The 12,517-nt window shown below is 39.5% G+C and carries 14 protein-coding genes; 13 read left to right on the forward strand and 1 reads right to left on the reverse strand.

The annotated features are described in order from the left end of the window. Nucleotides 1-57 precede the first annotated feature (57 nt). The 8 genes from M23134_RS34995 (at nucleotide 58) to M23134_RS35030 (ending at nucleotide 8,208) form a co-directional block, all read left to right on the forward strand. Nucleotides 58-1,167, forward strand: a complete 1,110-nt coding sequence (locus M23134_RS34995; protein WP_002705179.1) for a DUF4272 domain-containing protein — start codon at nucleotides 58-60, stop codon at nucleotides 1,165-1,167. Nucleotides 1,168-1,461: 294 nt separating this feature from the next. Next, the gene (locus M23134_RS35000) at nucleotides 1,462-1,836 is read left to right on the forward strand and encodes a hypothetical protein (protein ID WP_157558805.1); all 375 of its coding nucleotides are present in this window, start codon (nucleotides 1,462-1,464) and stop codon (nucleotides 1,834-1,836) included. 77 nt (nucleotides 1,837-1,913) lie between these two features. Next, nucleotides 1,914-3,566: an ArnT family glycosyltransferase gene (locus M23134_RS35005; RefSeq protein ID WP_002705181.1), complete on the forward strand. Its 1,653-nt coding sequence runs from the start codon at nucleotides 1,914-1,916 to the stop codon at nucleotides 3,564-3,566. A 160-nt stretch (nucleotides 3,567-3,726) separates the two neighbouring features. Beyond that, complete coding sequence (locus M23134_RS35010) at nucleotides 3,727-4,230, forward strand: thermonuclease family protein (protein WP_045114960.1); 504 nt, start codon at nucleotides 3,727-3,729, stop codon at nucleotides 4,228-4,230. Nucleotides 4,231-4,253: 23 nt separating this feature from the next. Further along, nucleotides 4,254-4,685, forward strand: coding sequence for a tRNA (adenosine(37)-N6)-threonylcarbamoyltransferase complex ATPase subunit type 1 TsaE (gene tsaE, locus M23134_RS35015; RefSeq protein WP_002705183.1), 432 nt, complete (start codon nucleotides 4,254-4,256; stop codon nucleotides 4,683-4,685). After that, nucleotides 4,678-5,907 carry an alanine dehydrogenase gene (locus M23134_RS35020; protein ID WP_002705184.1) on the forward strand — a complete coding sequence of 410 codons (1,230 nt, stop codon included), beginning with the start codon at nucleotides 4,678-4,680 and terminating at the stop codon, nucleotides 5,905-5,907. The genes tsaE and M23134_RS35020 overlap by 8 nt, the downstream gene beginning before the upstream one ends. An 80-nt stretch (nucleotides 5,908-5,987) precedes the next feature. Next, a complete protein-coding gene (locus M23134_RS35025) occupies nucleotides 5,988-6,515 on the forward strand; it encodes a D-glycero-alpha-D-manno-heptose-1,7-bisphosphate 7-phosphatase (RefSeq protein WP_002705185.1) in 528 nt (175 codons plus the stop codon). Nucleotides 6,516-7,206: 691 nt separating this feature from the next. Further along, the gene (locus M23134_RS35030) at nucleotides 7,207-8,208 is read left to right on the forward strand and encodes an arginase (protein WP_002705187.1); all 1,002 of its coding nucleotides are present in this window, start codon (nucleotides 7,207-7,209) and stop codon (nucleotides 8,206-8,208) included. 84 nt (nucleotides 8,209-8,292) lie between these two features. Here the strand turns inward: M23134_RS35030 and M23134_RS35035 are convergent, their stop codons facing one another. Further along, nucleotides 8,293-9,423, reverse strand: coding sequence for a C1 family peptidase (locus M23134_RS35035; protein WP_002705188.1), 1,131 nt, complete (start codon nucleotides 9,421-9,423; stop codon nucleotides 8,293-8,295). Between the two features lie 81 nt (nucleotides 9,424-9,504). Between M23134_RS35035 and M23134_RS35040 the strand changes: the two genes are divergently transcribed. The 5 genes from M23134_RS35040 (at nucleotide 9,505) to M23134_RS35050 (ending at nucleotide 12,498) form a co-directional block, all read left to right on the forward strand. Further along, the gene (locus M23134_RS35040; protein WP_045114961.1) at nucleotides 9,505-10,347 is read left to right on the forward strand and encodes an alpha/beta hydrolase; all 843 of its coding nucleotides are present in this window, start codon (nucleotides 9,505-9,507) and stop codon (nucleotides 10,345-10,347) included. 311 nt (nucleotides 10,348-10,658) lie between these two features. Then, on the forward strand, nucleotides 10,659-11,048 hold the full coding sequence (locus tag M23134_RS35045) for a DUF1987 domain-containing protein (RefSeq protein WP_002705190.1): 390 nt from the start codon (nucleotides 10,659-10,661) through the stop codon (nucleotides 11,046-11,048). Nucleotides 11,049-11,201: 153 nt separating this feature from the next. Further along, nucleotides 11,202-11,342, forward strand: coding sequence for a SiaC family regulatory phosphoprotein (locus tag M23134_RS42820; RefSeq protein WP_002705192.1), 141 nt, complete (start codon nucleotides 11,202-11,204; stop codon nucleotides 11,340-11,342). After that, nucleotides 11,281-11,589 carry a DUF1987 domain-containing protein gene (locus M23134_RS40280; protein ID WP_157558806.1) on the forward strand — a complete coding sequence of 103 codons (309 nt, stop codon included), beginning with the start codon at nucleotides 11,281-11,283 and terminating at the stop codon, nucleotides 11,587-11,589. Before M23134_RS42820 ends, M23134_RS40280 begins: the two co-directional genes overlap by 62 nt. A 528-nt stretch (nucleotides 11,590-12,117) precedes the next feature. After that, on the forward strand, nucleotides 12,118-12,498 hold the full coding sequence (locus tag M23134_RS35050) for a DUF1987 domain-containing protein (protein ID WP_002705198.1): 381 nt from the start codon (nucleotides 12,118-12,120) through the stop codon (nucleotides 12,496-12,498). The last annotated feature ends 19 nt before the right edge of the window (nucleotides 12,499-12,517 follow it).

Below are 12,517 nucleotides of genomic sequence, written 5' to 3' on the forward strand. Positions count from 1 at the left end.
TCTTAAGAGTGTTTCCCTCAAGCCAATATCAATGTTACTGAGGAAGAAGACCGCAAATTGGTAAATGTAGCAGTAAGAAAAGGTTTACTCGGTACCGAGAAAAAGTTTCAGTTGTCGTACCGTGAGCGTGCCAAACCATCGTACCAAATCAGTGAACTGGATAGCCCACTTACGCAAAACCTTGCCGGAATGCTCAATTTTGTAGGAGACTTGCAAAGTACCAACGAAGAGGTAAAGGGCTTACTGATGGCAAAAATAAAAACGTTGAACTTTGAGTGTGCGGTGTTATGTTCGCCACTGGTGCGTACTATGCTCACTGGTTTTATAGAACAAGTCATTCAACAATTAGATGCTATAGTGTTTGCTCAGGCCAAAGTGATCATTGGTAAGTCGAAAGTGCAACAGTTTTTAGACAAAAATCTTGACCTGATCTTAGACCTGAACGGCAAATGTGGAATAGATGACCTTAGTGTACACATCAACTCTCAATACTTTGATGCCCCACCCGAAAATGCCAACGAAGCCCAACTTGCCCGCAAGGTTGGCAGTGAAAAGATATTGAAAGCACATGAGGTAAAAGTAAACGTCCAGCTACCTGTCATTGTTGCCGAGGATGAGGTGAAGTTGCGCGCTCCCCACGAAGTAGCCGAAAGAGTAACGGTGCTTGCCATTACTACGTCGGTGGCTTTTGGTGGTCTTAGTGGCGAAGGAGCCTTGAATTACCTTGCTCAATATAAGTTACAAGAGGCATTAACTCCCCGTGAACGGGCTTTTTTGCAAAATCCTACTGAGGAGCTTAAAAGTCAGGAAACCTGGAAATGCGAAGGCATTTGGACGCTCATGTGGGCATTAGGAGTAGTAGATGAGTTATCTTTTCCTGATACATTGGCCAATCTGAATGACATTCCAGTAGAGCAGTATCCAATAGGAGAAAATAAAAATCCCCGTGATTTTATAGAAAGTATGACTACCTTGCGCGATAAAAGCGAAGTGTTGAACACCAATGACTTGTATTACCGTATGCACTGGGCTTGTGTAGATGCTCGTATTGCCAGACAAGCAATGAAGGCAGTACACCCTGGGGTGGTATACGAGCGTCATTATGCCCTCAATTGGTTGATTAATTATCGCAACCAACCTTGGGACGAGGTAACCTGTGATACTTGATGATAGTTGGGAGCTACTACAGCTTCAAGGTATAAACGACAAGTCGCAAGTCTAAGATTGTACTGCAAGTAACTGCTGATTTTATAGCACTTTATGAAATGCGTAGATGGGCGTTGGGAGCTACTACAGCCCCAAGGCATAAGTTACAAGCATCAAGTTTGAGGTGGCTTTGCAAACCTTTACGGATGCTCGTGCCCCAACTTTATAGCTACAGATGAAAGTCTGTAGTTTTTTAGCCTCGCTTCGCGAACCGTTTAAACGATCAAATCAATTGAACCATATAAATTTACGCCTGTGTATTCAAAACTAACCACCATTATGATCATTGGGGTACTTTGCCTAAGTGCTTGTGTAAACCAAAAAAATACCAACGGAAAAAATACTACTATGGAAAACAAAACCGACACTGTAGACGCCATCATTATTGGGTTCGACGCGCGCCGTTGCCAATGCTGTGGAGGCTTTATGGTTACCTTTAGCAATGATCCCACACCTTATAAAGCCGACCATTACCAGTGGCGACCCAAGCAGGGGCAAGAAACTTTTGGTGTAAGCCACTCTTCTAAGTTTCCGATGTATGTCAAGATCAAATACAAGGCAGTAGCATCTGACTGTGTAGCTTCTAAGGGCGAAATAGAGATTACAGCAATGGAAGCCAAACAGAAGTAAGAACAAAAACCTGCGTAATCTTTTGCAAAACGCTTTAAAATCACTCTATTTTGAAGCTCTAAAATGACATTGTGCAGATGAATAGCAAAACTATTAGTTGGCTGATAGCCGTAGGAGCCGCCCTTTTGTTTATCCCTATGTTAGGGGTAACCCATTTGTTTGACTGGGATGAGATCAATTTTGCCGAAAGTGCCCGCGAAATGCTCGTTACTGGCAACTATGCCCAAGTACAGGTAGACTTTAAGCCTTTTTGGGAAAAACCTCCCCTGTTTTTCTGGATTCAGGCACTTTCTATGAAAATATTTGGTGTCAATGAGTTTGCGGCACGCTTTCCCAATGCCCTGATAGGTATCATTACTCTTGCACTTATTTACCACATAGGAACCAACATCTATAATTCCCGCTTTGGGTTGTGGTGGGTATTGGTATATGCAGGGTCATTATTGCCTCATTTTTATTTCAAGTCAGGCATCATCGACCCACTTTTCAACTTATTTATATTTTTGGGAGTATACCAGCTTTACTTATTAAGCTTGCGCAAAAACACAGGTAAACGCTATCAAAAAGCTGCCCTGGCAGGTATTTTTATTGGGTTGGGTATTCTTACCAAAGGGCCGGTGGCAATGCTGCTTTCGGGACTTACCCTCATTATTTATTGGGTACTTAGTCGTAAGTGGAGCACTTTTAAAATTCCTGAATTATTGGTCTTTGGCTTGGTGGCGCTTGTGGTCTCATTTGCCTGGTTTTTGCCCGAAACCCTCCAAAATGGCTTTTGGTTTATTTCTGAGTTTATCAAATACCAACTCGACTTGGCAAGTTCTACCTCTACCGGGCACGAACAACCCATTTTTTATCACCCTATAGTGTTGTTATTGGGCTGTTTTCCGGCAAGTATTTACTTTTTGCGCTCGTTTCAACGCAACAGTGAAGATACCGAAGAGCAACGACACTTTAAACTGTGGATGAAAACCTTGTTTTGGGTAGTCTTAACAGTGTTTTCGCTCATCACCACCAAAATTATGCACTACTCATCTATGTGCTATTTTCCACTTACTTTTATGGCCGCCACCTATATTTTCCATATTGAGCAACAACGCTTTCGTTTTGCCCGTTGGTTGGGTATTTTTATCGGATTGATAGGCACCGTAGTAGCCTTATTGCTGGCGGCTTTGCCTATTCTCATCAATTATAAAGAAAAATTCATTCCTTTGATTGAAGATAAATTTGCTGTGGCAAATCTCGACGCCGTAGTGCATTGGTCAGGACTGGAGTCTGCTATTGGCTTTTTATTGCTGGGAGTAGTCATTACTACGTTGGTATATTGGAATCGAAAAAATCCCGTGTTGGGGGCAAAAGCCTTGTTTGTCACTACTTTGCTTGCTGTACAAGTGATCATTTATGTGTTTATTCCCAAGGTAGAAAAGTATACCCAAGCGGCTGCTATAGAGTTTATGAAATCGAAACAAAACGAAGATTGTTATGTAGGCACTATTGGGTATAAAAGTTACGCACAGTATTTTTATACAGCACGTACCCCACAAAAAAGCCCCAAGCAAAATACCGAAGAGTGGTATTTGACGGGTAAGTCAGATAAAACCGTTTATCTGGTATCACGTATTGACCGTACTCAGCGTTTAGATGAACTCATCAAGGCGGGGCATCCAATCAAAAAAATTGGCGAAAAGAACGGCTTTGTGTTTTTCAGGCGTGAAGCAAGCCTCAACAAATAAATTACTTGTGAATAAGTATCAAATAAAAAAAAGTGTGTATTTTCATCAAATCAATGGATGATCATTCCTGAAAATAACGTGTCAACACAACAAAAAACTTTACCTAAATAAGGGGGGTATTGTTGGTATATCTTTAGGGAATAAAACTAATCAAGCACTTATGGAGAACCAAACTATAATGATTATCATGGGGGTAGTAACAGTAGGCATATTGCTACTGTATTTTTTCTTTACCCAAAACTATGACAATGGCGAAGTTATTCAAGTATTGGATGCCGACACGATCATCGTGAGAACCAAACGCTATAAAAAGAAAAAAATGAGGCTGATTGGGGTAGATAGTCCCGAAAGGTCAAACAATATTTTTAAGTTCAATCCTGCGTATGCCCGGCACGCCGATAAGTTTGTAAGGAGAAGGCTTAAGCCTGGTACCCCGATTTACCTTGATTATGATAAAAAGAAATTTGACCAATATGGGCGACTGCTTGCCTACTTGTATGTGCGCAAAACAGGTAGGTGCCTCAACGAAGACTTGCTGAGAAAGGGTTATGGAGTAGTGCAAAAGGACAGATATAATAAAAGACTTATAAAGAAGTTTATGAAAATAGAAGCAGAAGCCAAGCGTGAACGAAGAGGGGTATGGAGCAGAGGACCACGTTTGTAATATTTATTGAACAGCTGTAATTTATGCAAATAACTTATCGTGAGCTGAGCGAGCTGGCAAATGTTGCCAACCAAATTATCCAGTTTGCTAATGGACAACCCAAACCCGCAAAAATTTGGGTGTTTGACGGAGAAATGGGCGCAGGAAAAACCACCTTGATCAAAGAAATAGGAAGGCAAATGGACATTGTTGACACCATTCAGAGCCCTACCTATTCTATTGTAAACGAATACCAAAGCGTCTCGGGAGAGGCTTTCTATCATTTTGATTTTTATCGGCTCAAAAACGAAACTGAGGCACTGGACATGGGCTACGAAGAATATTTTTATGACAATAGTTATTGTTTTATAGAATGGGCTTCAAAAATCCCCAGCTTGATGCCCGAAAATTATCTAAAAATTGCTATTATACTGCAATCTGATTACCGAATCATTGAATTGACCCAATATGAGTAAGCAATCGTACACAGAAGGCACAGCCCTTACCAAAGAACAATTGGTACTTTATCCAAGTGAGCAGTTGGCGCCTATCAAAAAAAAGGCAGAAAAACTGTTCATTGGTATACCCAAAGAAAAAAGTAAATCTGAAAAGCGGGTATCATTGCGCCCCGAAGCCGTAGAAATACTGGTACGCAATGGACACGAGATAAGGGTAGAAGCCGGAGCTGGGCTTGGTGCCAAGTTTACCGACCAGCAGTACAGCGAAGCTGGGGCAGAGGTATGTTATTCTGCCAAAGAAGTGTTCGAGGCAGACATGATCTTAAAGATAGACCCCCCTACTCACGAAGAAATAGAGTATATGAGGTTTGGGCGCACCATAGTGTCGTCATTGCCTATGGCACGTATGGACACTGCCTACTTTAAAGCTTTGATGCAAAAAAAATGCATCGGTATTGCCTACCAGTTTATTCAAAACCGTATTGGCGAAATGCCTTTGATTCGTTCTATGAACGAAATAGCTGGCAGCACAGTGATGCTTATCGCCTCTGAGTACCTCAGCAGTGCCCACAATGGCAGAGGCATTATTTTGGGAGGAATTACTGGTGTACCCCCTACTCGTGTAGTCATTATTGGGGCAGGTACAGTGGGCGAGTATGCTGCACGTACAGCCATTGGATTGGGTGCTGAAACCCAAATTTTTGATAAAGATATTTATAAATTGCGCCGGATTAAATATGCTGTAGGGCACCAAATGTATACCTCTACTATAGACACAGGTATATTAGAAGAGGCCATTTCACGCGCTGACGTTGTAATAGGTGCTATGCGTGCCGAGAAAGGGCTGACTCCTTGTGTAGTAACCGAAGAAATGGTGCAGCAAATGAAACCCAACTCTATCATTATAGATGTAAGTATTGACCAGGGCGGAGTTTTCTCTACTTCAGAAGTGACCACACACGAAAATCCGATTTTTAAAAAATATGACGTCATTCATTACTGTGTGCCCAATATCGCTTCCAGGGTAAGTAGAACCTCAAGCACTGCTTTGAGCAACATTTTTACCCCCTATTTGATGAAAATTTCCAAGGCAGGCGGAATGGATGAGATGATTTTTACCAGTAAGTGGTTTATGGAAGGTGTGTATGCTTATAAAGGGAGTCTTACTAACCGTTTTATTGCCGACAAACTGGACATGCCCTATAAAGACTTGGGTTTGTTGATGGCAGCGAGGATTTAATCGTGAGCAAAAATAGCGGATTTTGTTGGTTAACATAATGGTCGATCAACTAATGGAAAGGGTGAATTACTAAAAACCAAATGAACAAATGTGTTTTTTTAGATAGAGACGGGGTGCTCAATCGTGAGCGGGGTACTTATACGTATACTATTGCCGATTTTGAGATACCCACAGGAGTAATTGAAGCGTTGCAAGAATTAAAGCAGGCGGGATATTTATTGGTGGTGATTACCAACCAAGGAGGCATAGCCAAAGGTTTATATACCAAAGAAGATGTGAAAGCCTGTCACCAATACTTGCAACAGCAATGTGGATACTTGCTCGATGATTTGTTTTATTCACCTTATCACCCCCAGTATAGTGAATCGCTTTCGCGTAAGCCTGAGTCTTTTATGTTAGAAAAAGCCGTTGCCAAGTATGTAATAGACAGGGAAAGGTCGTGGATGATAGGCGATAGTGCCCGTGATATAGAGGCGGCAAAAAAAATACAAGTCAATACAGTACAGGTTATTGCGGAAAATAAACCTATATCGGCACTTGCCGATTTTACTGCTAAAGACTTGTATGCGGCTGTTCGACTTATACTTTCGCAAAACCAAACAGTTTAATATTTTTTGCAACTATCCTCTGGCGTTTTTTGCCTTGGTTGAGTTGTCTTTGGGGTCTAAAGTGTTTTTTACTTTGACATCCTTTTGCTCGTGCACGTTTTTCATATAAGTTGGGCAAGTGTGTCTTTTTTTTGCACAAGATGTGAAACCGACCATAGAGACAAGCGCAACTACAACTAATACTCTTTTCATTAATTTTACAATTTAATGTTTAACTCTTTATTATATTGATCTACAAAACTACGAATATTAATACACATTTATTATACCAAGCCTTGATATCATAAATTTACAACGTATTTGAAGGTTAAATGTAATAGAGTTTCGTTTTTTTTTACAAAAAAAGTGAATAAAAACTCTTTTTTTGACAACAACATAAAATAAAGTAAGGTTATCTTGACTAAGCACAAACCCCCTACAGAGACAATCCATCCTCACTACCTTTTATTGTTCACTTGCTTTTTTTATGCCTTCTTTTTACCCGTAAACTGTGTTTAAACTCTGTGATGGATATTTGCCTATCTGTTGCTCATTCTTTATTGATTTAACTCAAGACATAACCACATATTTTTATAATTTTGTGCAAAATATAGCAACAAACAAAACTTTATTATAATAGCCCACCTTGTTCTTTGGTTGTTTGATGACCAAAGGGGAGGTGGGTTTAATATCAGAAAAACACGACTAAAGTATGGTTAGTAAGATAAAAGTTATTGAAGTAAAATCAGAAATTGCAGCAGGAACAAGGGGAGCAAGTTTGGGAATAGATGCTTTGAAAACAGCTTGTTTGAATAAAGCCAGTAAAAACAATACACCAGTGAGCAAAACCTTTTTTGCCACTTATAACCAGTGCCTGACAGTGCCTACTGTCAATGAGATTCTTTTCCAAGACAATAAATACCCGTTTGCCAAACACATTGATGGTTTGTTGAAAGTTCAAACGGCTACTTGCCAGGCAGTGAATGACACACTCAAGCAAGGGTTGTTTCCCTTGGTACTTGCCGGAGATCATGGTTCGGCAGCAGGCACTATAGCAGGAGTCAAACAAGCGTATCCTAACAAGCGACTAGGGGTGATATGGATAGATGCCCACGCCGATTTGCATTCGCCTTATACTACTCCTTCGGGCAATATGCATGGCATGCCTCTGGCAATAGCTTTGAACGAAAACAACGAAGCACACCGAATAAACACCTTAGATGCGGCCACTAATGAGTACTGGGAACAACTTAAGAATGTAGGTATCAAAGGAGCTAAACTCAAGGGTGAAGACATTGTATTGATTGCAGGCAGAGATATAGAAGCACAAGAACAAGCCTTGATGGATAAATACGGGATGAGAAACTTTACTGCCGAAGAGGTGCACACTCAGGGGGCAGAGGCTATAGCTAAACAAACCCTTGATATTTTGAGCGATTGTGATATGGTGTATGTATCGTTTGATGTAGACAGTATGGATTCTGCGATTTCGGCAGGCACAGGTACTCCTGTACCCAATGGTTTGACTGTAGCCGAAGCCCGTGATTTGAACGTAGCTTTTGCCCGTAGTTCAAAAACAATATGTTGGGAAATGGTGGAAATCAATCCAACTTTAGACGATAAAGTTAACTTAATGGCAGAAAATGCTTTCTCTATTTTAGAGGCGACTACCGAAGCATTGGTGAGCCATCATCGTTTGGTAGAGGTTTCTTAGCGTTTATTTGATGAATACAATATTAAGCAAAAAAGCCCTACGATGGCAGGGCTTTTTTGCTTGATTGTTACGCTTATTGTATGTTTAGAGTGCCAGTTTTTTGCGAATTTGCTTTGGTATGGCATCTTTATGTACTAACAGCGATACTGTCTTGAGGCGAAAATAAGCCTGAGAAGCATGTACATACCCTCCACAAGAACCTGCGTTTACACCCCAAGAGTTTTTAATCAAGTAGTACCTGTTGCTATTTTGATCTTTGGCAGTGCCAATGAGGTGCATCAGGTGATCGTCGGTAGTACTGTAGTTTTCAAAAGTTTCCTGACGCATTTTTTGCGTTACCTTGCGTTCTTCCACAGGGTTTTTCAAGGCTTTTTTTCGTTCTGCCGAAGCCATTTGTGTCCACTGTTTTTTAGGAACAATCGCAACATCATTTTTTTGCGAAAAACCTTTTTCGCTGACATCACCGTCCCACACCATCGAGTATCCACTCTGAATAGCATTTTTTGCTACGGCTTCCAATTCGTCTATAGGTAGGTTATAGTATGCACCGTTAGAAAAATTGTCAGGAATCTCCAGCACAAATGCCTTGTAATAAGGTTGGTGAGTATAAGAGGTCAGTTCTACATAGTCTGCTGGGTTGACGCCCAACCATTGGGCAAAACTTTTAGGCGTATATTCTTTGTTCTGGTAGGTAAACTTTTCTGGTACTTTACCTAGGTAAGCATCCAATACCCCTTCAAAAGCAGGCAACCATTTTTGAGTAGGGCGCTTGCGTTTTACTACCGTTTTCATAATACTGGTAAGCACCGAAGCGAGTTCTGCGTGGTCGTGTCTGGTTTCACCGTTTACTTTGCCACTGTACGCTTGTTCGGGTACAATACCGTACTTGCCAATGGTGTTGATAAGGTCGTGAGCAAGGCTTCCTTGACTAAATTGGGCTTTACCCTGGCGGCGCATGTAGTTTAGGGCTTTTTCGCGGTAAATGCGACGTGCTACATACATTTCTGACAAATCGTGTTGCCCTTTGCCCAAACGAATAAGTTCTGACTCAATAAACGAAGCAGTAGAAAAGCTCCAGCAAGTACCTGTACGCTGTTGGTTTTTTACTGGTGTGGCTTCTACTTTTTTCTCTATAGTAAATTTGTATTGAGCGTTTGTGCGAAAGGTAATGAAACTGGTTAAAAAAACCAGGTAAAAGGCATATTTCCAATTCATTGTGTACGTTAATTAAATTAAAATAATTGTTACGTGTGATTTATCACAAAACTAATCTAAAAAATTAAAAGCTTTGAAAGAATGTGGCGTGTATTTAAGTGGTTTATTCGAGTGGTGCTTTATTTATTGCTAGTAATGGCAGGTGTGGTGACCGTAATATGTGTTTTTGTGTACCTCAATCAAGACAAGGTTATTTTTCTTGCCGAAAAGCTGCCTCTTGATCATAAGTTTAAATTTGCTTATGATGAAGAACGTTTTTACACTCCTGAGCATGGAGCCCGTTTAAACGCGCTATTGTTTAAGGGCAAGCAACAAACCGCTCGAGGGCTTATCTATTATTTACACGGCAATACAGGGAGTTTGCGTAACTGGGGCAGAATAGCTCGCCGATTTACCCAGTATGGCTACGATGTGCTGGTGTTTGATTATAGAATATATGGTAAAAGCAGGGGGGAAGTAAATGAACAAACTTTACTAAAAGATGCAGAATATGTGTACCAACAGTTGTTGAAAGAATATCCCGAAAACAAAGTGGTCATATACGGGCGTTCGCTTGGGAGTGGTTTGGCTGCCTTTGTGGCAGCACACAATATGCCCAAAATGCTGATATTAGAAACGCCTTATTATAGTTTTATTGATTTGGTGCAACACTTGGGCAAACAATACAATATCCCTTGGTTTCCTTATACTATTGTACTTAAGTATCATCTGCGTACCGATTTATACTTACCCCAGGTCAAGTCGCCTGTATATTTGTTTCATGGGCAGCTCGACGAACTGATCTACTACGAATCGAGCCAGAAACTGGCCCGCTTTTTTAAGAAGGATGATCTACTGTTTAGTGTGCCTGATGGCAAACATGCCGATCTGTGGCGGTACGATGAGTTTAACCAAAACCTGGCGAAGGTATTAACCAAAAAATAGGGTAGTATTCAAAATATTATTTGGATAATGCAATAAAAACTTTTAATATCAATTTTATATCAACTTTCCTCACTATTTATACTAGTTAAATTCAAATGTAGCATTATATATGCTAAATTTGATACTGGAATGATCAATCAATAATTAACAATATTAACTTAAGCTTCATTACTCTAAGGTATTGAGGGATACACAACATACTATACCAGAAATGCAGACTGTGAAGCAGCTCAAGATTATTGGCTTGAATACAAAATTCAGTGCATTCCAATTTAGATGTATTTATGCTTAACTAACTTCACTATATTAAAATGGACAGTTTATTAATAAAGAGGGAAAAATACACACCTTACGTATCATTTGATGTAAACACCAGAGTTTTTAACATTGAAGGAGAATCTTACAGCGATGATTCTGACACGTTTTACCAACCTATTACTAAATGGCTCAAAAGCTATCTTGCCACTAACAAAAAAAGCGTTACACTCAATTTCAAACTAAAATACTTTAATACAAGGTCATCACGGGCATTTTTTGAGATTTTGGAGTTATTAGAAGAACACGTGATTCATAAAAACACCAAAGTAATAGTCAATTGGTACACCAATGTCAAGGATGTAGACATCATAGAGGATGGGGAGAATTATAAAGATAGTTTTGATCATTTATCGTTCAATATTCTATCACAGCATTTGGTCTAAAGAAGGACATCGCCCTTTTCTATCATTATATCTAACTTAAAATAATCACTTTTTATCGAGGATTTTACTAGTTTTGTTTAAATCAAAGTTGATGAATTGAACTTTTGCATGTATCTTTATGATATTACATAACCAGAATAGCAAAGTGACATCATGAATGATTTATTGATTGAAAAGGGGGATTCCACTCCCAAAGTATTCTTTGACAAAGCAACCAATAACCTGGAAATTGTTGGAGAATCATTCAGTGAAGAAACCGCCCATTTTATCAGCCAATATAGAATGGCTCGATAAATACGTGAAGGCCAACCCAACACCCTTAAGTCTTGACTTCCGCCTAAGTTATTTTAACACCAGCTCTTCTCAACTAATTTTTGAAATGCTGGAAATGTTAAATAACCATGCCAGCAATTACAATATACCTATTGTGATAAACTGGTATGCCAGTGCCCACGACATGGACATGGTAGAAGACGGAGAAGATTTTCAGGAAGATTTTGGGGCTTTGAGTTTTAATATATTGGTAGAACAACTTATATAAGTTTGTTTTATCAAGTATGCTCTATTCTTACAGCAACATTCTTATACAAACCAGCACGCATCATAGGTGCGTGCTTATCTTTTTTTTATCTCCTTTTCTATTTATTAGATATCTGCAATGCCGTTTGTGGACACTCGATTGCGTTAAGACCTTCATGTATAATACCCACCTTAACATACACCAACTTAGCTTACATAAGCGTGGCTTGTCTGTAAATACCTTCTTTGTTTTGAAAAAAATGCGATTGATTTCTTGTGTGAAGCTAAAAAAACAAAATATGAAGGCACCCTTTAGTAAAAGCACTGACAATAGATGACTGAAGCAAATGGAGGACATTTGGAAAGGGGTATATAAGTTTTTGAGGGAAAGAAAAATAGAAAAAAAAGCAGTTTAAAGCATACTTTTGATCATTTTTTTTTAAGTTAGAAAAAGGGTTTTATCCAAACCATGCAACTATCATCTTTGACTTGAGAGGGATAGAGGTCTGAAAATATATTATTAAACTACTAATTTATATATTTACACACAGTGAAAAGTTTGATTATCACGCAAGAAAAATATACCCCTTATATTTCGTTCAATACAGATACCAACATATTTGATATTGCCGGAGAGTCCTACAGTGAAGACGCTTTTGTGTTTTACCAAGCTTTACTAAAGTGGCTCAGCGATTATCTAAAAGTTAACCAACGCCCTATCACGTTAAATTTTCGCTTATTGTATTTCAATACAAGTTCATCACAAGCCATATTTCATATACTTGAGATGCTGGAAGATTATGCCGAACGTGAAAATGTAGACGTGCAGGTAAATTGGTACGCAAAACCCAACGATAGCAGTATGATGGAAGACGGACTATACTATCAGGATAATTTTGATGCTTTATCCTTCAATATGCAGGCTTTATAGTGTAAAAAAACAATGAAAG

It is taken from the genome of Microscilla marina ATCC 23134 (assembly GCF_000169175.1).
GTDB lineage: Bacteria > Bacteroidota > Bacteroidia > Cytophagales > Microscillaceae > Microscilla > Microscilla marina.

Coding starts and splice junctions, on each gene's coding strand:
- M23134_RS35025 (WP_002705185.1), top strand. CDS start 5,988: ATGAACAAATGTGTTTTTTTAGATAGAGACGGGGTGCTCAATCGTGAG.
- M23134_RS35005 (WP_002705181.1), top strand. CDS start 1,914: ATGAATAGCAAAACTATTAGTTGGCTGATAGCCGTAGGAGCCGCCCTT.
- M23134_RS42820 (WP_002705192.1), top strand. CDS start 11,202: ATGAATGATTTATTGATTGAAAAGGGGGATTCCACTCCCAAAGTATTC.
- tsaE (WP_002705183.1), top strand. CDS start 4,254: ATGCAAATAACTTATCGTGAGCTGAGCGAGCTGGCAAATGTTGCCAAC.
- M23134_RS35035 (WP_002705188.1), bottom strand. CDS start 9,423: ATGAATTGGAAATATGCCTTTTACCTGGTTTTTTTAACCAGTTTCATT.
- M23134_RS35030 (WP_002705187.1), top strand. CDS start 7,207: ATGGTTAGTAAGATAAAAGTTATTGAAGTAAAATCAGAAATTGCAGCA.
- M23134_RS35010 (WP_045114960.1), top strand. CDS start 3,727: ATGGAGAACCAAACTATAATGATTATCATGGGGGTAGTAACAGTAGGC.
- M23134_RS35040 (WP_045114961.1), top strand. CDS start 9,505: ATGTGGCGTGTATTTAAGTGGTTTATTCGAGTGGTGCTTTATTTATTG.
- M23134_RS35020 (WP_002705184.1), top strand. CDS start 4,678: ATGAGTAAGCAATCGTACACAGAAGGCACAGCCCTTACCAAAGAACAA.
- M23134_RS35045 (WP_002705190.1), top strand. CDS start 10,659: ATGGACAGTTTATTAATAAAGAGGGAAAAATACACACCTTACGTATCA.